At 37.2% G+C, this 21333-nt stretch carries 20 protein-coding genes; 5 read left to right on the top strand and 15 right to left on the bottom strand.

The annotated features are described in order from the left end of the window. Window positions 1-4 precede the first annotated feature (4 nt). Entirely contained in the window at window positions 5-1990 is a 1986-nt protein-coding gene (locus tag A3EE_RS0111205; RefSeq protein WP_018343538.1) for a BamA/TamA family outer membrane protein, read from the bottom strand. 163 nt (window positions 1991-2153) lie between these two features. Here A3EE_RS0111205 and A3EE_RS21350 point away from each other — a divergent pair, with 163 nt between their 5' ends. Continuing rightward, on the top strand, window positions 2154-2486 hold the full coding sequence (locus A3EE_RS21350) for a DUF6787 family protein (protein ID WP_018343537.1): 333 nt from the start codon (window positions 2154-2156) through the stop codon (window positions 2484-2486). A gap of 85 nt (window positions 2487-2571) precedes the next feature. Here A3EE_RS21350 and atpC read toward each other — a convergent pair whose 3' ends face one another. Both atpC and atpD read right to left on the bottom strand, forming a co-directional pair. Next, window positions 2572-2814 (bottom strand): ATP synthase F1 subunit epsilon, encoded by a 243-nt coding sequence (atpC, locus tag A3EE_RS0111195; protein ID WP_018343536.1) that lies wholly within the window; start codon window positions 2812-2814, stop codon window positions 2572-2574. A gap of 70 nt (window positions 2815-2884) precedes the next feature. Further along, a complete protein-coding gene (gene atpD, locus A3EE_RS0111190) occupies window positions 2885-4390 on the bottom strand; it encodes a F0F1 ATP synthase subunit beta (RefSeq protein ID WP_018343535.1) in 1506 nt (501 codons plus the stop codon). A gap of 424 nt (window positions 4391-4814) precedes the next feature. On the opposite strand from atpD, the gene A3EE_RS0111185 reads away from it, so the two are divergent. Further along, window positions 4815-5540, top strand: coding sequence for a hypothetical protein (locus A3EE_RS0111185; RefSeq protein ID WP_018343534.1), 726 nt, complete (start codon window positions 4815-4817; stop codon window positions 5538-5540). 267 nt (window positions 5541-5807) lie between these two features. Here A3EE_RS0111185 and A3EE_RS0111180 read toward each other — a convergent pair whose 3' ends face one another. Next, a complete protein-coding gene (locus A3EE_RS0111180; protein WP_018343533.1) occupies window positions 5808-6977 on the bottom strand; it encodes a sensor histidine kinase in 1170 nt (389 codons plus the stop codon). Between the two features lie 116 nt (window positions 6978-7093). On the opposite strand from A3EE_RS0111180, the gene hemA reads away from it, so the two are divergent. The 3 genes from hemA to A3EE_RS0111165 are packed head-to-tail and all read left to right on the top strand — an operon-like array spanning window position 7094 to window position 11875. Next, a complete protein-coding gene (gene hemA / locus A3EE_RS0111175; protein ID WP_018343532.1) occupies window positions 7094-8371 on the top strand; it encodes a glutamyl-tRNA reductase in 1278 nt (425 codons plus the stop codon). After that, window positions 8364-9875 carry a WG repeat-containing protein gene (locus tag A3EE_RS0111170; RefSeq protein ID WP_018343531.1) on the top strand — a complete coding sequence of 504 codons (1512 nt, stop codon included), beginning with the start codon at window positions 8364-8366 and terminating at the stop codon, window positions 9873-9875. Before hemA ends, A3EE_RS0111170 begins: the two co-directional genes overlap by 8 nt. Beyond that, a complete protein-coding gene (locus A3EE_RS0111165) occupies window positions 9875-11875 on the top strand; it encodes a WG repeat-containing protein (protein WP_018343530.1) in 2001 nt (666 codons plus the stop codon). Before A3EE_RS0111170 ends, A3EE_RS0111165 begins: the two co-directional genes overlap by 1 nt. Window positions 11876-12051: 176 nt before the next feature. Here the strand turns inward: A3EE_RS0111165 and A3EE_RS0111160 are convergent, their stop codons facing one another. From A3EE_RS0111160 to mltG, 11 genes are all read right to left on the bottom strand, one after another. Continuing rightward, window positions 12052-12504, bottom strand: coding sequence for an ankyrin repeat domain-containing protein (locus tag A3EE_RS0111160; RefSeq protein WP_018343529.1), 453 nt, complete (start codon window positions 12502-12504; stop codon window positions 12052-12054). Between the two features lie 124 nt (window positions 12505-12628). Then, entirely contained in the window at window positions 12629-13012 is a 384-nt protein-coding gene (locus tag A3EE_RS21345; RefSeq protein WP_157446984.1) for a hypothetical protein, read from the bottom strand. A 28-nt stretch (window positions 13013-13040) separates the two neighbouring features. Continuing rightward, on the bottom strand, window positions 13041-13274 hold the full coding sequence (locus A3EE_RS0111150) for a hypothetical protein (protein ID WP_018343527.1): 234 nt from the start codon (window positions 13272-13274) through the stop codon (window positions 13041-13043). Between the two features lie 96 nt (window positions 13275-13370). Further along, complete coding sequence (locus A3EE_RS0111145; protein ID WP_018343526.1) at window positions 13371-14606, bottom strand: RES domain-containing protein; 1236 nt, start codon at window positions 14604-14606, stop codon at window positions 13371-13373. A gap of 104 nt (window positions 14607-14710) precedes the next feature. Further along, entirely contained in the window at window positions 14711-15151 is a 441-nt protein-coding gene (locus tag A3EE_RS0111140) for a hypothetical protein (RefSeq protein WP_018343525.1), read from the bottom strand. Between the two features lie 24 nt (window positions 15152-15175). Continuing rightward, on the bottom strand, window positions 15176-15916 hold the full coding sequence (locus A3EE_RS0111135; RefSeq protein WP_018343524.1) for an SDR family NAD(P)-dependent oxidoreductase: 741 nt from the start codon (window positions 15914-15916) through the stop codon (window positions 15176-15178). 2 nt (window positions 15917-15918) lie between these two features. Continuing rightward, window positions 15919-16824, bottom strand: coding sequence for a 1,4-dihydroxy-2-naphthoate polyprenyltransferase (locus A3EE_RS0111130; RefSeq protein WP_018343523.1), 906 nt, complete (start codon window positions 16822-16824; stop codon window positions 15919-15921). 3 nt (window positions 16825-16827) lie between these two features. Next, window positions 16828-18039 (bottom strand): MFS transporter, encoded by a 1212-nt coding sequence (locus A3EE_RS0111125; RefSeq protein WP_018343522.1) that lies wholly within the window; start codon window positions 18037-18039, stop codon window positions 16828-16830. Window positions 18040-18044: 5 nt separating this feature from the next. Next, complete coding sequence (locus A3EE_RS0111120) at window positions 18045-18680, bottom strand: hypothetical protein (protein WP_018343521.1); 636 nt, start codon at window positions 18678-18680, stop codon at window positions 18045-18047. Window positions 18681-18767: 87 nt separating this feature from the next. After that, window positions 18768-19670, bottom strand: a complete 903-nt coding sequence (locus A3EE_RS0111115; protein WP_018343520.1) for a histone deacetylase family protein — start codon at window positions 19668-19670, stop codon at window positions 18768-18770. 169 nt (window positions 19671-19839) lie between these two features. Next, on the bottom strand, window positions 19840-20931 hold the full coding sequence (gene mltG, locus A3EE_RS0111110; RefSeq protein ID WP_018343519.1) for an endolytic transglycosylase MltG: 1092 nt from the start codon (window positions 20929-20931) through the stop codon (window positions 19840-19842). Between the last annotated feature and the right edge of the window lie 402 nt (window positions 20932-21333).

Below are 21333 nucleotides of genomic sequence, written 5' to 3'. Positions count from 1 at the left end.
GACCTTAAAACCCAATAATACCAGGCTGCCCAACCCCTTTAATGTTAATGCGCAAACGCGGTGACGTTAGTGTTACAATTTTAAACATGGAAACATCTGCCGGTGCATTTGGAAAACAATACACCCGAAGTTCAAATTCATCTAATGCAAGGTTTTCATTCTTCGTTCTGAATCCCGCTGCAAAGCCTGAATACGGTTTGTTGTTATAAAGAAATTCTGTACTGCTGCCAATTTGTGCAACCTCGGCTAGTGCGATAAATGCAAACCTGAAACCAAGTAATTTGAATGGTGGAAATACATTGGCTGTTAGAGACATGGAAGAAGCCTGATAGCCTACCAACGTAAGCGAATTGAATTCATACAATCCATTTGCACCATTGATATTTATGGTACCATTCAATTGAGGATTTACAATCTTGGTATAATTTGCTGCTAAATAAAAACGGTGCTTCCATCTCCCTGTGTTATAAATACGTGTAACCAGTGTCCCTGTTCCTCTTAAAAAGATATCCTGAAATTTATATACCGTATTATAAAAACTAGATGCACTGACGTCTATAAAATAAAACAGACCGGTTGGCCTGGCCCATATTTTGAATACATTTGCTCCAAAATAATAGCGTACCTGATCCATTTTTTTTTCTACTCCGGTGTTTAACAGATAGGAATGTCCATACGGTATATCTTCTGTTCGTCCAAAGCCATAAACATATTTTGTTTTATAGTAGTCGTATTTAAAATAGGTTGCCTGCCCCAATATAAAGCTCTGATCATTATATATAGAAGATGTACGTGCATAATATTGATCTGCACTTCTTAAAAATTCGCGGTTATAATAACGCATCGAAAAGAAAATACGTGCACGGTTTTGTCGTGTGATGATATCGTATTCATCCCCTTTTCTTTTAAAACGTGAGAATGTTATGCCGCCCCAGACATCATGTACATTATACTCATAATCATAAAATGCGGTATCTTTTAATTTACTTGTATTCACCGACCAATTATTTGAAAACACATAACCACCCGCCAATCGGGCTGTTGGCATGTATATGGCTCTGCTGATTCCTACGGTAATACTTGTTTCATTCTGCATGCCAACATGGGCACCACCATTCAACTGGGAGTATCTAAAATATGGATTCAAGAAGGTTCCAAATAAATTATTCTTTGAATAGGTGAACTCTGAACCCAGATTGGGACTTAATGTAGATTTAAGTTGCCCTTTATATTCGAGCGATTGACCCATTCCTAAAAAATTCTGGTCATATATTTTCCATTGATAATAATTTATGGAATTGGGATTGATTGATCCGCCAAGAGTCCATATATCCTGAACAATAACTTCGATGTCAACACTGTCCGCTGTAGACGGAATCTCCCTTACATAGATACGTGCATCATGCATGTAGTTTAGGGTACGAAGCAAACGTTCATTATCCGACAATCGATTCTGATCTACAATAGAATCGTGTTTGATAAATAAGTTGTCGCGAATAACAAATGTTTTTGTTTTTTCATGCAATGCGTCACCAAACTTGTCAATCATTTTCTTTTTTACATACACCGTATCATCAACATGCTTCCCAAACACATCAAGCTTTGATATGTATATATTGCGTATGTATTTACCTTCGTGATCCAGATACGGATTTTTACTTTCGCATGCGGTACTAGAATCGTCTGTGCATAGATTTAGCGGTTCCTCCCGATATACCTGACCCCATAAATAACCGATATACTTATTCTCCAGATAACTTTTATAATCGCGCCGTTTTTTATACTTCGTACCTTTTGGCAATATAACAATGGTGTCGTTTTGCGGAACAATGACCGTATCGTATAGTAACAAAAATTGATGCTTGCTTACCTTGACTTTTTTTACTTGTGCCTGACTTGAGAATTGAATGCATACGACAAATAATAACGTGCCTACTAAATGAAACGCATTAAAAAATCCCCCTTCTCCAATAACTCTTTTAAATATCATTTTCCTGCTGCACGTTCGATCGTATTACTGCAATGTTTGGTTTATGTTAAATGAACGGATGAATGGTCCGTTCATTATCCGGTTTAACTGAATTTACAAATAATATTTCCTTATTATGTTACATTACAGATTTCATTCAGTATTTTTCTTTAATTTTACAATCATGTCATTCTTCGAAAACTTAAAAGCACGCTGGGGCATTACAAGCAACTGGCGCTTTATCAAAATACTTCTAATCTTCTCTTTAACGGGGATGTGCGCAGTGCAGATTCGGAAACTTATATTTCCATTCCTTGGGATCGGCGCAGAAACACCAACGTGGTTGTACATTCTCCTGTGGCTTGTATTAATCACACCTGCTTATTATTTCTTTATGGTGATCTTTTCAATTGCATTGGGCGAAAAAGAATTTTTCTTTGGAATGATGGGCAAAACATTCTCCAGATTCAGTGGAAAAAAGAAAAGTACCGATCCTAAAAACAACCTGAACGCATAGCTTCAATTTCCATAAAACGTATAAATAAAAATCCCTTCACGATATGATCATGAAGGGATTTTTATTTATACGATATTCTGTTCGATTACAGGATCGCTTCAGCAAGCACAATAACTTTATCGTGTAATACTTCAACAACTCCCCCATCGATCTTGAACGTCTTTTCTTCTTTTGCCAAACGAATCGTTACATCACCTTTTTCAAGTGTTGAAATGATCGGAGCGTGATTTGTTAACACTTCAAAGCGACCGGCAGTACCAGGCACTTGTACAGAGCTAATTTCTCCACTGAAAACTGTTTGATCGGGTGTTAGTATATCTAAATACATGTATCAGATTGTTTAAAACAGGTTGCCGCATGTTATGCAGCAACCCGATTTTTATGAGGGATACGTATTATTATTTTTTTGAATCAGCAACAAGTTTTTCGCCTTTAGCGATTGCTTGTTCGATACCACCTACAAGGTTGAATGCAGCTTCCGGCAAGTGATCTAATGCACCGTCCATAATCATATTGAACCCTCTGATTGTATCTTTGATGTTTACCAATTCACCTTTAAGACCGGTAAATTGTTCAGCAACGTGGAACGGTTGAGACAAGAAACGTTGTACTCTACGTGCACGGTGAACTGCTTGCTTATCTTCTTCAGAAAGTTCGTCCATACCAAGGATGGCGATGATATCCTGAAGTTCTTTGTAACGCTGTAAAATTTCTTTTACACGTTGCGCACAGTCATAGTGTTCGCTACCTAAAATCTCAGGGCTTAGGATACGTGAAGTAGAATCCAATGGATCTACCGCAGGATAAATTCCTAATTCAGAAATTTTACGGTTCAACACCGTTGTAGCATCTAAGTGAGCAAATGTTGTTGCCGGAGCCGGATCCGTTAAATCATCCGCCGGAACGTAAACTGCTTGTACAGATGTAATAGAACCTCTTTTTGTAGATGTGATACGTTCCTGCATAGCACCCATTTCTGTTGCTAATGTTGGTTGGTAACCTACCGCAGATGGCATACGACCTAACAAGGCAGATACTTCAGAACCTGCTTGTGTAAATCTGAAAATGTTATCGATAAAGAATAAGATATCACGACCTTGACCCTGACCATCTCCGTCACGGAAATATTCCGCTACTGTAAGACCTGCCAAAGCAACTCTTGCTCTTGCTCCTGGTGGCTCGTTCATCTGACCGAACACCAATGTAGCCTGAGACTTTAATAATTCAGTAGCATCTACTTTAGATAGATCCCATTCGCCATTCTCCATTGCATGCTTGAATTCATCACCGTAACGGATTACGTTTGATTCAATCATTTCACGAAGTAAGTCATTTCCTTCACGTGTACGCTCACCCACACCGGCAAATACAGAAAGACCTGCATACGCTTTTGCGATGTTATTGATCAATTCCATGATCAATACGGTTTTACCAACACCCGCACCACCGAAAAGACCAATTTTACCACCTTTTACATACGGCTCAAGCAAATCAATTACTTTGATACCTGTAAATAAAACTTCCGTATTTGTAGATAGATCTTCAAATTTGGGAGCTAAACGGTGAATTGAAAGACGGCCATCTGGTTTTTCTTCTGGAATACCGTCGATAGCATCTCCAACAACATTATATAAACGACCACGAATGTTTTCACCAACTGGCATTGAGATCGGATTTCCGTAAGTTTTTACTTCCATCCCTCTTGTCAAACCGTCTGTTGAATCCATCGCGATTGTACGTACACGATCTTGTCCCAAATGCTGTTGGCATTCAAGGATAATTTTTTGTCCATCCGGACGAGTTACTTCCAATGCATCCAAAATTTGTGGAAGAGTGTTTCCTCCTTCAAATCCAACGTCTACAACAGGACCAATAATCTGAGTGATTTTACCAATATTTGCCATGAATTGCGTATTATAGAAACGATATTATCTCAAAATTTGCGACTGCAAAAATAGAGTATTATTCTTTCAAACCCAAGTCGTAAAAGATAATATTCGGGAAACGTGAAAAACTTTCTGTAGTAAATATGAATTTTTGAACTTTTACAGGATTAAACAGAATGGAAACACTATTTAATTTACGTAGTTTTTAACAGCATGGAAATTACGTAAAAACACCTAAAACAGGAATTTAATTTTGCCTTTCAATTCAAAGGAATTATTTGTAGCAGGTTGAACTACTTTAAAATAAGTTGAGTAGTACCAATCCAATTATTACTTTATTAATATTTCAGGAGACCATAATTAAGTGATTTTCATACCACTTTTATGGTATTTTGGCTTGTTAAAAATGGGTTTCTTATCTTTCAAAATAACTCTAATCTCTATGACATTAAAATTAACGTTGATTTTCTTACTGAGCTCAGTATTGTTTTGCTTTTCGTTCATCTATAATGAGCCTATACCAGATCCGACATTATTTGGAAAGCAATTCGTTGAAATTATAAAACAAAATAATGAACCATTATATCTTAAAACCTATTCATTAAGCAGGCAAGAATGGGATTCGTATTACACAAAATTAAGGGCGAATATTTATTTATCTGAAGAAGAAAAGTTGGAAATAAATGACCAAAGAATAAATAATAACATCAGTCATTGCGATGCTCGATTAAAACGCAATTTCGAACAAATCCAAACATGGATAATGAATGATAGCCTCGATATTTCTAAGTTAGAATATGTAAACATCGATTATAGACTCGCTTCAAATAAAAAAAACTGGCCTGATTATCAATTGACGGACTCCTTTATCTTACTAAAACACAAATCTCAATTCTATAGAATAAAAATTTATGATGTTGGTTATGTAAATAACAAATGGGTATATGGGGAAATTGTAAGCATCCAAAAAGTCGATGCTTATTTGCATGAAATAAAAGAAGAACCAGCGGTTGATTATACCATTAGCTACGATACATTAACAACTACTCCTATTGAAAATGAAACTCTACCCGTTCCTCCAGTATCAAATCAGAAGAAATTATCTAAACATGATTCATTGAAAGTACTCAAGCTTCAGAAAAAAATAGAGGGTATTTATGAAAAATAGAGGTATTATAAGCATTTAAACCGTTGGCTAAAGCACAACGGCAATGAAAGCTAAGCCGCTCTTTTTGTGAGAAAGGCTTAGCTTTCATTGCCGTCACATAAATGTGACGGATGGAAAAATTTAACATCATAAAGCAACATGTGGTTGGCCGAAAAGGTACAACCACGGCGGATTTCGGAGATTAGGAAACGAGTCAGATGCCTAATCCTTAGAGCGCTTCGCTAACTCTAAGGATAGACACATACTCTGTACTTAGTACTAAGTACTCTATACTTCCTTCTTCAATTCAATCCTAAAGGTTGTTCCCTTTTCAATTCCACTTTGAAGTACATATATTTCTCCTCCATGATATTCTTCAATAATCCGTTTGACAAGTGTCAATCCTAATCCCCAGCCACGTTTCTTTGTAGTAAAACCAGGTTTAAAAATGGATTTGATCTTATTTTTTGGAATACCTTTCCCTGAGTCTTTAATATCTATACAGATTTTATTTTTCACCGCAGAAATATCAATCGCAATGCTGCCTCTTCCATCCATGGCATCGATTGCATTTTTACAAATATTTTCGATCACCCAGCCCATCAATGAAATATTCATCACTGCCGAAGCCCCGTCTGTATTGTCCTTCATGGAATAGGTTACATACGAAGATGTTCTTGATTTTAAATAGTCAATATTTTCTTCAATAACATTGGCTACAATTTCGCTGCTTAATTTCCCTTCCAATCCGATCTGTGAAAAACGCGCCGTAATTACATTCAATCGATCGATATCCTTTGCCAACTCTTCCGTCATCGGGTCATCCTTAAACGGTGCTTCTTCTCTGAAATAATCCCGGATGGCGAATAAAGAAGACAAGGGTGTACCCAATTGATGCGCGGTTTCTTTTGCCAAACCAACCCATACCCGGCTTTGCTCCGCTTTTCTGCTGTAATTAAAGGCCACATAGCCTGCTAATGACAAAAATAAAATAGCAGATAATTGAATATAAGGGTAATAGCGCAACATGGTCAGGATTTGAGAATCTTTGTAGTAAATGAAGTTCTTCATCCCATAAAACTCGATCAGAATAGGTTCGTGCTGTTCTTTCATGGTTTCGATTTCCGATTCTAAAAAAGCTGTTTGGTCTTTCACCTTCATAGAAGCAGGAAAATCAATGTTTTTAGAACTCAAAGGTTCACCCTTTTCATCTGCCAGAATAACTGGCACTGAAGTGTTTGCATTGATAATTTTTTCAGACAAGAAAGCCATATTCGCATTAGGCTCTTGCGTTGCAGCGGTTTCTAATGCTTTGGCATACAAATCGATCAGTTTCCGCTCACGTTCAACCAGACGTTTTGCCAGATAATCCGTATAGATCAATGAACCAACTACAACCAGAATTCCCAATAAAACAATGGAGAGCTTAATTCTGAAGTTTAATTTATATATGTCCATGGGAACAAAAACTATATCTTATTTGTAACGATTATAAATTACTGATTTTATTACAAGAACCTTCTAAGAATCGGTGTTTAGGCGTAAATTTACAGTCCTTTGAGGAAGCAGTACGTATGATCTCGAATTTCAAATCCATTAGTTTAACATATAGAAAAGCCCCGCTCGAAATACGTGAGCGTGTAGCGTTAAATGAAACTGAATGTAAAAGCCTGATGGAAAAGATCCGGGATTTTACAGAGACTACTGAATTGCTGATTCTATCTACTTGCAACCGCACCGAAATATACTACACTTCCAACGAAGATTTAAGCAACGATATCATAAAGTTGCTGGGGGTAGAAAAAAACATCGCTTCCTTAATTGATCAGAAAGAATATTTTGAAATATACAACGAGCAGGCAGATGCTGTATTGCATTTGTTTGAAGTTGGTATAGGTCTGGATTCACAGGTTGTTGGCGATATGCAGATCGTGAATCAGGTGAAATACGCATATCAGTGGAGTGCAGACTTGAATCTTGCAGGTCCTTTTTTACACCGCTTAATGCACACCATCTTCTTTACAAACAAACGTGTGGTACAGGAAACAGCTTTCAGAGATGGAGCTGCATCGGTATCGTATGCTACAGTTGAGTTGGCAGAAGAATTATTAAGCGCAACACCAAATGCAAATATCTTAATTGTTGGTTTGGGTGAGATCGGCGCAGACGTTTGCCGCAATTTCAGATCAAATACTTCTTTCAAAAACATTACGCTTACCAACCGCAGTCCGCTTAAATCGGAAGCACTGGCACTAGAATGCAACATTGAACATGTTCCGTTTGAAACGCTTTGGGATGCAGTAAGCAAAGCAGATCTGGTAATTAGTTCTGTTGCAAAAGAAGAACCGTTGTTTACAAAAGAAGAAATAGAAAAACTTTCTATTCTTTCTCATAAATATTTTATTGATCTATCTGTTCCAAGAAGTGTAGATCCAAAAGCTGAGGAATTGCCTGGTGTTATCGTGTACGACATCGATCACATTCAGAATCGTTCAAACGAAGCCTTGGAAAACAGATTGAATGCCATTCCGCATGTTCGTAAAATCATTCTGGATTCAATTGTTGAATTCAATGAGTGGTCTAAAGAAATGGAAGTTTCGCCAACCATCAACAAATTGAAAAATGCGCTTGAACAGATTCGTAAAGAAGAGCTGGCACGTTTTGTAAAACAATTGAACGATGACGAAGCGAAAAAAATTGATGAGATCACAAAAAGCATCATGCAAAAGATCATTAAGCTGCCCGTGCTGCAATTAAAAGCTGCATGCAAACGTGGTGAAGCTGAAACATTGATCGATGTGTTGAATGACATGTTTAATCTGGATAAACAACCCGAACAGATTCGTGATTAAGAGCAAGCTCATATTCACATTTTTTTTATGCATTGCCGCGTTTCAGGTTTCTCTCGCTCAACAAGACACAAGCCGTGTACGCGTTGTTAGTTCTTCATCTAAAGTTCCTCCACCCCACTACGACTATTTTCATTTTACATCTGACTCGCTTTTTAAATGCGCGTTAAAAGAAAAAAAACTTACGGCATATTATTCCATCGTTTCAATTGTTGATACCGTTGCAGGTATTCCGAAAAAAAGAAGCGGTGTGTTACAGGCAAATAAAATTATTGTACCGTTTGAATACGATACCATTCGTTATACCACGCGCGATGAATTCATCTGCAGAAAACACATTGTTAACCGTCGCACCTACGCATGCAATTATTTTATCTATCAAGCTTCAAGTAAAACCAGCATAGATTTTAAGGCCTCTGCAATTGACTACATTGGGAACAATGTCTATGTGGTCCGCACAGGTCAATCACACGTTTTTTTCAACAGCCAAACCGGACATACAACACCGGCATTTGATACCTATTCGTACTACGACAGTTTATTTATTATTACTTCCCGCGCTTCGGAACAAATGCTGTTCGACAGGTCGGCGAATGATTTTATTGTAAGTCCTTTTAAGCGACTCATCCAATCAAACGATTCGACATACAATGCAGTGCTGTATAACGAATGGGACATCTATAAAAATACCGGAGAAAAAATTATCAGTCGTCTGCGTTGCGATTCCATTAAACCTTCTTCTGAATTCAGTCGTTGGAACCTGTTTCGAAACGACAGTGCTTACTATCGTTGGAACTTTACACCAAAAGATACTTCACGCAAGCCGGTATTGGCAACTGAAAATTATTCCACTCAGCTAAACATCACTCGTCTTAAGTACGATACATTAAAAACGTTCCTGCATTTTGATTCTGCATATTATCAAAGCGATAATTTATTGATGTACAAAAAGGCCGGCGCCTACGGATACTGTGACACCGTTGGCAATGTTAAGATTTCGCATCAATACGACACGATAACAGCGTGGCATGATGGCATGGCTGCGATCCGCTTTAAAAAGAAGTGGGGTTATGTAACCAAACGAGAACAACTTACTGTACAACCTTATTACATCATTGCAATGCCTTTTGTAAACGGTGCCGCTGCAGTATATGATGGAAAAAGATGGATGTTCACCTCAAAAGAAGGTAAGAATTTAAATTCCATCACATTTGACAGCATACAACAAACATCAAGCGGTAAATGGTATGTATACAATAAAGGCTTAGTTGGCTTATGTGATAATAACGGAAAAGAACTTATCCCACCTATGTATGAATTCCTTCTGGATGCAAATTCAGATGTATATGTATTTCAAAAAGAATTCTTATACGGTCTGATTGCCAAAGACCGAACCATACTTTGTCAGCCGACATACGATCAATTCATATACGACAAAGAAAACGATTGTTATTTATTGAAATACATTTCTCAGTCGGGATTGTTATTTATGCTTCATAAAGATTAATGATGTTGCGTTTTATATTCATATTTCTATTTCTTACTATTTTTTTTATTGGTCATGCTCAGACACAGCAGTACCATGAAGGGCTTACTCCGTATAGCGAAAACATAAACGGAAAGTCTCAATTCGGATTCAAAGACAAATCAGGAAAGGTTATTATATCTGCTCGCTTTGATGGCATTGCAGAGCCTTTCAGCTCCGGACAGGCAGTTGTAATTCTCAATAATCTTCAAGGCACGATCGATTTGAAAGGTAAGATGCTTATTTCCGCGATCTACAAAAAAATTCTTCCGTCACAATTTAATTTAACTCCTGTTCAAAATACAGCTGGCTTGTGGGGCTTCTATGCAAGTGATATAAAACTAACAGTCCCTTGTCTGTACGATAATTTTAAATTCACCAATAAGGGTAAACATATTTTTGTGCAAAAAAATGGTAAGTGGGGCATGATCGATCATGCAAACACACAACTTGCTCCTTTTGATTTTAAACAGATCGAATCTATTGCATCTAAACAAATCAAAGGAACACGTTACAACAGCTGGAAATTACACACATCGGATGGCAGTGTGAAAAAACAATACGAATACGATTCGGTATCGTTTACAAAGTCTGCTTTGTTAAACTACAGCATGAACGGCTGGGAAGGCCTGATTACTACCGATGGTATCATTGTTTTAAAAAACACCTACGAAGACATCGACGACATTATAGGCGATGCATTTGCCGTTAAAAAAGATGGCAGCTGGGGTGTAAAAAAATTAAACAGTGATGCCTGGCTTATTGATCCTTCGTATGATGTTATAGACATTGATTCTACGTGTATCCATGCAGGTCTTAGAATCGGCAATGGAAAAGCGATGCATTGGAAGCTTTACGATTTCAATGGTCTGTTGCTATACCCAACTCTGTTAACAGACTATCACGCGTATTCAAATGGATTGATCGCTGTAAAATCAACATCCGATCTTTGGGGCTTCATCAATACAAAAGGAGAAACTGTTATTCCGTTTACATACAATTGGGTTGATGATTTTGAAAATGGATTGTGCAGAGTTGAAAAGACTGGGCAGCAGCTTGTAATAAATAAATCCGGCGATGTTGTATTCAATCATCAGGATGTTTATTTATTCTCGATTGGGTTGTTAAAACTGAATGCGCATCAGGACAAAACCTATACCTACAACATTGATTCAAAAACTGAGATCATTCCGATCAATGCCGAGTTTGTAAAAATTAAAAAAGGCGACAAATACGGTTTAATAAATACACGAGGCGAAACGGTTTTACAAACCATTTATTCAGATATACAGATCGGCAATAGCCTTAAAACATTTAGTGTTGTAAAAGACAAAATCATTAAGGTTATACAAGTTAATAAAGCAACATATTCCGTAGACAAGAAGATTCTTTCAACAGAAGGCTTCTACAATGAGTTTGCTGTTATGAAATACGCTAACGGAAGGTTTGGCTGCATTGACAACCTGGGAAAGATCCGTATTGCTCCGCAGTATGAGGTTATTCGTCCGTTTGAAAATGAAGTAGCAGTGGTGCAATTGAATGGCAAGTGGGGAATCATTGATAAAAATGAAAGCTTCGTTGCACAACCTTACTACGATTCGATCAGTACATTTAGAAATAAGATCTGTATAGTAAGTGAAAAGGGCGTGCATTATTTAATGGATTGCAACGGCAAAATTCTTACCCCTGATGGCTATTCTTCCATCACACTAACAAAAGGTGGGAATTATTTATTGGTAAAAAATAAACTGAAAGGGATTGCAAACGCAAACGGGAAAGAAATCATTTCGCCGCGTTATCAAAACATAAAAGAATTTTCGCCAACGCTTTTTAGAGTAACGGAAAATAATCTGCAAGGCGTAATTGATTCCAGTCAAAAAATAATACTACATATAAAATACCATGCTATTTTATACAATGCATCTACCCAGGAATTTTTAACTGCAGAAGAAGGCGAAGCGAATTATATAAATGTGAAGTAACTTTTCTTGTACCCCTAAATCCCCTAAAGGGGACTTTGCTCCACAGTCGTCAGACCACTTTTTCCAGTGGTCCGACGACTTGTTTGTTTAGACTAATGAACCACTAACGTGACTTAAAACAAACGCTCCAAGGGTTTAAAACCCTTGGAGCGTTGAAATGAGAAATATTTTTAATTTTACTTCGCGCCTTTCGATATAACAAACGCAATCAAATCAGCATTCTGACTTTCTTTTGCAGCAGACAGTACGCTGTTTCCCTGACCATCGTTATCATTTACATTTGCGCCATACTCTACCAACAATTTGACCATCTCAAATTCTCCGTTTGACGCAGCATATATGATGGCTGTTGTATTAAATCCATCTCTGAAACTCACGTTGGCTTTTTTATCCAACAGCATTTTAAGAATTTCAATGTTGTTGTGATCTACTGCAGCAATGAGCATGCTTATGCGCGCCCAGGCAGAGAGTTCTTTTACATAATTGGGACTGGCACCGGCAGCAAGCTGGAATTCAACAGTAGCTTTATCGCTTTTAATGATCGCTTCGTACAACAGATCATTTTTATCCTGTGCAGTTGCAGAAAATAAGCAACCTATAAAAAATAATACAGCAATGTATGTTTTCATTCGGGGTAATAGTTAAAATACAAAGATGAACTTTAGCTGTTCTTAAAGTTGCATGAATATACGAATAGTTCTAACTAAATAAATCAACAACCTTGCCATTAAAAATCAAAGAATCGAATTATACTTACTTCTTTCCAACCCGATCGATCGGTCTGAAACGCAGCGCACTCCATACATCATTTATAGAAATAGCAGATACAGAAGTAATACCATACTCCTCTCCCATTGCCCATAACGAATCTCTATTGACATCTGTCTTAATTCCTGAAGTACCTTTAGGATAGGCAAACCACAGTACACTATCGGACTCAATCTTATCAAGATTCTTATTCATAAAAGTGATGTATTCTTTTTTATTATTGACAAAAATAAGCGTGTCTTTGCTTTTTGCTTTTTTATCAAAAGCCGATGGAAAACCCATTGCAATAAACTCTTTACTTAAATCTGCAGGTGCATTTATTACCGTTGGTTCGCCCTTGAATTTGAACTTTGGTAGGATGGATTTCATGTTAATACGTAACTCTATTAATTTGTAATTATTTTTCGAATTCATCTGTATTAACAAACCTATAATGAATATCAATTACGATATTTTTAACATGTTCGAGTAAATCAGGTGTAATCTCCAACTCATCTATTTTACTACTTAATATATTCATTACAAATCCGGAATGTCCTAATTTAACTAATGCAGAATCAGGTATTTTATTTTTAATACAATAGTTTTTTACTGAATTTTCTAATTCATTTTTAATCTTTTCTATTTCCATAATATTTTACTAAAGTAAAGTTAATTTGTAAAATTCATTACTAAATTTGAGATATTAGTAAATCAGATATAGTTAAAAACAAAGGCAGAAATTTTATTAACTTTTCTTACAATATGCTTGAGACCAACTTACAGGCATTTCTATATGCACTATTGTAATCTGACCTAAATCCGTTTCAACTATAGTTTTATTAGGTAATCTAATAATAAATATTTCTTCAGATTCTTTTTCTTGGTAATTAATACTGTCTTCAATTTCTTGCTCTTCTGCAAGTGTACCTATTATTGATGCTAGAGTATCACTTTTAAGTTCTCGTTGAATAAAATCATCTATGGTATTTCCAGAACTAATAAATTTAAATTTTAATACATTTTCACCTCTAATAAATTCTCCATTTTCCGTTTTAACACAAACATTTTCCTTATCCCCAATTTTAGAGCTTGCTCTTAAAATTTGCCATTCCATTATTGATTTTTTGTATATTCCTCGCTCTGTTATTTGAAGATTATCAAACTCTTTAAGTGATAAATCACATTCGGAAGGAATAAAAAATTTAAATACTCTTTGTAATTCAACGCTTTCATTTTGTATTAATTCAGGATGAATAGCAAAATTAATTCCTTCATGATGATTTTCCACTGAAGGATAAATTAATATTGGCATATATGCGTTTTGTTTTCTTGCTTCATAGATAATACCGTGGGCGTAGGCAGAAGTAATATTGTATTTAGAACTTCCAGGAATAGTAAATAAATCTCCCATTTTTCTGACGGCATGGGCCATACCTTTGCTTATACTCTTGGAAGTTCCATTAAATAATTTTTCAAGTTGAGACGCATGATTATCAGCCAATTCATACAAAATTTGATCTTCACTACTTTGGGTGGTTGAATTCAGTATCAAGCAATGCGCATAAATAGTTTTTTTAGGAATAAACTTCCACTCTGACACAAAGAATGAATTACCTGCTGTTAATTTGTTTTTCATTTCTCTGATTGCTGTAATAATATCTAAAGAAGCATAAAATACAGGTTCATCTTTTATATTAGCTCTCCCTATCTCAGGCTTAGGAGGATAACTATATGTAGATTTTTGATCAATTTGAAACCAGTCAGCATCACTAATAGGAGTAACTCTATATATTTTAAGAGGATGACTTTTCGAATGAAATTCCCAGATTAGGATTATTCCACCTCCAAGACTTTTAGTGATTATTTTTTGAATTTCACTATGGTTTTGAAGTTCATTACATGACGACACAATTTGTGAAAATATTTGTTCTACCTGTTCTTCTGTATGAACCGAAATATCAAAACTTTGTTTGTCTTGCATGATATACGTATGTAAAAATTTCGTTTAACAAATCAAAAATTTCGCCTTAGTTAATAACTCAGATACAGATGTCAACAAGAACATAGAAAATCTTCTTTCAACTGTTATCGAACACGTTGGCCATTTACATATAATTGCGACTTCTCCGTTCCTCTGTACCAAATATTGTCTATTTTAAACCACTCTGCTTTACTTACAATAATATTTTGTATACCTGTTGTAAGTGTGATCTTATCTTCTGTTGTTACAAGGGCTTTAGAACCTTCTCCTATTATTTCAATATTAAGAATTTTCGTTTTTATTTTTTTAGAAGTTTTTTTTGAATTAGCCCAGCTTTCATAAAAAAATAACGCCATACGCTCATTATCATTTCCGGGACGTATATACGATTTGAGTAAATTAATTTTTTCTTCTTTTGATAGATTGGTATTCTCTTCTATCTTATAAAAGCCAACAACTCTTTTATGTAAATTTTCACTCTTTTGTTGAGAATGTAAATTGGCGCTATTTAAAAAAAGATAAAAAAATAGTACAAGTAGTTTCATATAATGAATGTTGATGATAGATCCTTATATCCTCACCCCGCCATCAATCACAAGCTCTGTGCCCGTGATGTACGATGCTTCGTCGGTTACTAAAAATGAATAGGCGTTTACAATATCAATGGCTCTTGCAAAACGACGTGTCGGAATTTTTAATCTGAATTGTGTGAGCTCTGCGGAATCTGCCAAAGGTAAATTGTCTTCTTCTATGTATCCCGGTATAATTGTATTTACATTGATACCACTTTGTCCCAGCTCTCTGGCCCACAATTGTGTAATACCTTTTACACCTTCGCGTATACCATCGTAATGTCTGTCTGTTAAGCTATCGTGTATACGTAAAGGCAAACAACAATTAATGATACTGCCTATTTTTTGCTGCTGCATAAAGGGGGCAACAACACTGATGGAATGAAGGAAAACAGAAAGATTGGCATCAATGGTTTCGTGCCATGCTTCGGTAGATAGATTGGGCACTTTGGATACCGGAGATAACTTTGGATTGTTTACAAGGATATCTATACGTCCGTAATTTTTTATAACATGTACTGCAGCCTTTTCAAAATTGTCTGTCTGAGCAAAATCAAAACGTTCGATCACACAGGAGCCTTTGCGCAATTTGCAGGATTCTAAAATACTCTCGTCTACAGGTGTAGCTGCGTCTTCCCACAACACAACTCTATAGCCCTGGTCGCAAAATTTCTCTGCGGCTGCTTTAGCAATCGAGTGTGTGGTACGAACCAATACAACAACTTTAGATTCTATCATAATTAAAAAAACGTAATTCCAACACCGTAAGTTATAACAAAAACTAAAGTGCTCAAAGCCAATTGTTTTAAATATGGATCCAGTAAACGAGGTTCTTTGGTTTTAAAAACCAAGATCATATGGCGTACAAACAATGGCAAGCTTAGCAAATACATAAAATTGAATATCGACGTATAATGCGAGATCACATAGATAGTCGCACAGAGCCAGGCAATTGAAATAAGCAGCACGTGATAATACCTACCATACACCGGACCAATACGCACCGGAATCGACTTTTTGCCGGCCAATTTATCGGAGTCAATATCGCGTAGATTATTTACATTCAATACTCCGGTAGACAGCAAACCACAGCTGACAGCCGGTAAGATCACATCGGCAGCAATGTTTCCTGATTGTAAAAAATAGGTGCCGCACACCGCAACAAAGCCAAAGAAAATAAATACAGAGATATCTCCCAAACCTGCGTAACCATAAGGTCTTTTACCGGATGTATATGTAACAGCAGCCACAATAGCCAGAAGCCCTACAACCAAAAAACCAATCAGCAGTTCCACACTCAACAAACCTCTTACCTGATACAACAACGTGATTCCTGCAATCAAACTCAATATTGAAAAGGCAATGATGGCACTGCGCATTTCAGCAATTGAAATAATACCGCTTTGCACGGCACGCTGCGGACCAACACGATGTGCGCTATCCGCGCCATTCACAAAGTCTCCGTAATCGTTTGCAAGATTTGACAGGATCTGTAAAAACAACGTTGTTAATACACAGCCAACAAATACGAAGGCATTAAATCTATGTTGGTCATACGCCAGAAAGCCTGCCATACCTATGCTGGACAGTGCAAGAGGTAATGTTCGTAAGCGGAATGCTTTTATCCAATGCGAAACAGCTGCCATGTTTTAAGAAACTTCTTTTATTTGTAATGAAACATAAATACAAAGTAGCGTTGCCACAGAGGCTACAATACCTACCCAGCCAAAATTATACAATTCACCTTTTGCCCCATTTATAATAATATTTGAAGCGATCAATACTGCAATACCGGAACCCAATTGCTGTATCGCAGAGCTGATGCTTAAGAAGCTTCCGCGGCGTTTTGGCTGAACACAGGCAGTCATGATGGTCATAGCCGGAACAAACCGCGCACCAAAACACATAAAGAACACTACGTTAAACGTCAACACATATCCCAAAGGCATAACAGGCAATACCGTTACAGCTGCTATTGGAATAATTGATACCAATGCAGCAATGATGAATGTTTTTATTTTGCCTAGTTTATCTGACAAACGACCGACAAATATACTGCTTACAACAGTCGCTAATCCGCCGCATAGATACACGTATTTCAATTCATCCAAATCCAGACCTACATTGTTCACCAGATAATCACTTATAAAAGGAACAACGGAAAACCCTGCAATCATCAGTAAAAAGATAAACAGCAATGCTCTTCGTATGTTTGTATCCTGCGCGAATTCTTTCAGTATTTCCATTGGAGGAGTTCTTGAACCTTCAAACTCCATATGATTTTTAATGGATGGAAATTTAACCAACAGCGTTCCTCCAACCAGTATACTTAATATTGAAAGCAGCCAGAATGGTGCGTGGTAATCGTTAAATATATCTGCCAAAATCAACCCGCTTGGAATCCCAATCACGGATGCGGCTGAAAAGGCGGCCATTACCATCCCTACTGCTTTACCTCTTCGTTCAAAAGGAATCACATCTCCGATAACCGACATGATCAATACGTTTAACACACCTCCGAACAAGCCGGCAAATAAACGCGCCAGCATAAAGAATTTATATTGCGGTGCCAACGCACACAAGATGTTTGCAATTATAAAACCTGTATAAACAAAGAGGATGGTTGTTCTTCTATCGTATTTGTCAATTTTGAAAAAAGCGATGATCGCTCCCAACGCGGCAGCAAACGTATAGATGGATACCAGATAGCCGAACTGATTTGTTGTAATGTCCATGTCTCTCTTGAGTGTTGCACTCAGCGGAGCCATGATCACAAAATCCATGATGTGTGTAAAATTGATTGCAGCGAGCATAGCGATTAGGACGCCTTCGCTGATCATTGATTTATTTGAATCTTGCATTATTTTTATTTACATTCTTTACGTACCAATACAAATCCTTTTCCCTTACACTGCGGACAATCTCCATCCTGAAAAGTAGTGCCATTACATACGCTGCAAAGTGTGATACCTGTACCTTCGCATTTGTAACATTTTTGATAACTATCCCCCATGTTTCCTCTGGAAATAATAACTCCCGAACCGGAACATATAGAGCAATATTCCTTGCCAACTCCTTTACATTTTAAACATTTAATTTTTGAATGACTGGTACCATGGCACAGAGTACATTCCTGCTTCTCTTCTACATATCCCTTTTCATAACATTGCGATCTGGCAATGTAATAAACTGAACTATCAAACAGAGCGCCCTTATCGCCACGCAAACGAATGTATTTTTCAAAGCCCTGTTGTGCCGGCTTGTATTTAGCGCGATAGAATTGATTCAAACCGTAATAATATGCTGCCTCATCAGGGATAATGCTTTTAAGCTTAAAAAGTTCTTTGAATCGAGCATGTGCAGAATCATACTGTTTGGTTTCCATAAACTTTTTAGCTGAAGTGTAATATACTTCTACCAAGGAGTCATATTGAACCTGATGATTGTGCGCAAAAACGCTACAGGAAATACTGAATAAAATAACTAAAACAAGATGTTTCATGAGTATATATACAATCAAGTAAATATAAGAAGTTCTGTGTAAAAGCTAACGCCCGAATGGATTGGAAGTGTATTTATGACCGAAAAATTAATAATAAAGTTCCTGAGCCAAACGAAAGGTATTGCAATGCGCTTCAACAATATCAATGATGCTTTCTGAATATCCTCCACCCAACGAGATGGTTACGGGGATTTTATTCTGTTTACATTGATTTAGCACATAGCGATCCCGCTCTTTACAACCTTCTCGCGTTAGCGACAATTTACCTAACTTATCCGTAGCCAGCACATCTACGCCGGATTGAAAAAAGATGTGATCCGGCTGAACCTGATCAATCAATCTTGGCAATGTTTCTTTTAAGATTTTCAAATATGCTTCATCCGCAGTTTTATCCGGCAATGCAACATCCAGATCCGACTGTTCTTTGTGTGCAGGATAATTGCTTGCGCCATGCATACTGAATGTAAAAATTGCAGCGTTTCCCTCAGCCATTTTAGCAGTACCATTCCCCTGGTGTACATCGAGGTCTACCACCAATACCTGTTTCGCTAATTTATGTGCCAGTAAATAATCTGCAGCCAATATAATATCGTTGTACAAACAAAAGCCTTCTCCATGCGCTTTGTAGGCATGATGTGTACCCCCAGCAATGTTCATTCCGATACCATTATTCATTGCATATACTGCAGCATCAATCGTACCCTGCATGATAATTTCTTCGCGTGTTACAAGTTCGTGTGTTAATTCAAAACCTGTTTTTCGAATTGCAGAAGAAGACAAACTCAAGGTATTTAACGCATGCACGTATGATGCATCATGCGAGCGCAATAAATCTGTCTGTAAAATTTTTAAGGGCGTAAATAAATTGGATTCTGTAATGGTTCCTTCATACAACAACTGCTCCGCAATCAGGTCGTACTTCAACATCGGAAAACGATGCCCTTCAGGTACGGGATGATTGTAGGCGGGGTGGAAAGCAATGTTTAACATGTAGCAGTATGGTATTTTGAGAACAGTGCTTTACTTAGCAAGTGGTCAGTAAACAGTGGTTTCTTGCTCAGTGGTCAGACCACTCTTCTAGTTAACCCCATTCTTATTCATATTAGTAACGCAATATACTATTGAAGTGGTCAGACCACTTGTTTTCACTGACCACTATCTATTTATAGATTTTCTTCTTATCCAACCCATTCCTGTACTTCTTGGCATTGACCATGTGCTGATCGTAGGTAGTTGAAAAATTGTGACATCCTGAATTATCTCCTTTTGCGCAGAAATAATAATAGGCATGTGAATCGTATTTCAACACTTCATCAATCACAAACGTTGGTACAATGCAAATGGGTCCGGGAGGTAGTCCTTTCCGTTGATAGGTATTGTAATCAGAATCTATTTTCAGATGTTCATTCGAAACACGACGCGAATCCATGCTTGTATGCGCAAATAATACTGTAGGATCCGACTGCAGTTTCATATTGTCGTGCAGTCTGTTTATATACACACCTGCAATGGTCGACATTTCGCTGCGCTGCTTGGTTTCAGAATACACAATGGAACCCAGTATCACAACTTCATCTTCTGAGAGATCCAATCTCTTGCTTGCACTTCTACGCTCTTCATTCCATAGCTGTACGTATTTACATGCCATATATTCCAGTAGCTCTTTGGGCTGCATGTTTTTATATACACGATATCTTCCGGGTCTGAAAATACAATAAACCGATTCTGTTGTAAATCCTCCCAGATCATCCACTTCATCGGCATCTTCCAGCAACTCTACAAATTCTTTTTCATTTACATTACTCAACTGACACAACTCTTTGATGGTTCGTTTGCGCGAACGGTATTCGGCCAGATCAATCAATTGAGACATCCGTATCTCTGCATCGTCTACAAAAGAAAGGACCTGATAATTTCCCCAGCCCTTTTCAATGCGGTACATACCCGGTCGGAAGGTTTCTATGTTCATCATAGAAGCCATCCATTTAAACGTAGTTGCAGATTTAATTACTTTGTTTTCAGAAAGGGAATCCGCAAGTTCTTCTACTTCTGTACCTCTGCTAATGTAGATGTAATAGGCTGAAGATCGAAAAGCTGTATTGGAAGAAAAGGTAACATACCAGATAAAAAATAATACCAAAAAACCACCTGCATATGCCCATGTTGAAGGCGCTACAGAAAACCCTTTGCTTTTTTTAGCAGCAGGTTTCTTGAGGGCTTTCGGTTTGGGTATGACTCTTTTTTTTGCCATTTATGAGATTAAACGAATTTCAGGTTTCAATGTTATGAAAGCCTAACGCAGAAAGCTTAATGCCCTTCAACGCCGTGGTTGTGTCTTTTCGACCAACCACTTGCTTGCTCGTGGTTGGTCGAAAAGACACAACCTTTAGATTTACGCCGTAGTAAAATTCCAAGAAATAAGAATTCATATTTATCAAAGCGAAAGACGGTATCAACCGTCCTTCTGCAGTGATACGATTCTGTTTGGGTATATTTTTATTCTAAAGAATTCTAAATAAATTAATTAAAATAACCACCGGCAAAGGTGAACTATGGCGCAACTAGGTTAGACCTATCCGTGGATTTAGTCCTTTGCCGGCTTATTTGAACAGGCATCAAATAGAAATTTGAGTTCGCGGCTCAGTAGTAAGGT

The organism is Cytophaga aurantiaca DSM 3654, from assembly GCF_000379725.1.
Lineage (GTDB): Bacteria > Bacteroidota > Bacteroidia > Cytophagales > Cytophagaceae > Cytophaga > Cytophaga aurantiaca.
Note: the sequence above shows the minus strand (reverse complement) of the source record. Positions and strands in the feature narration are given on the sequence as shown.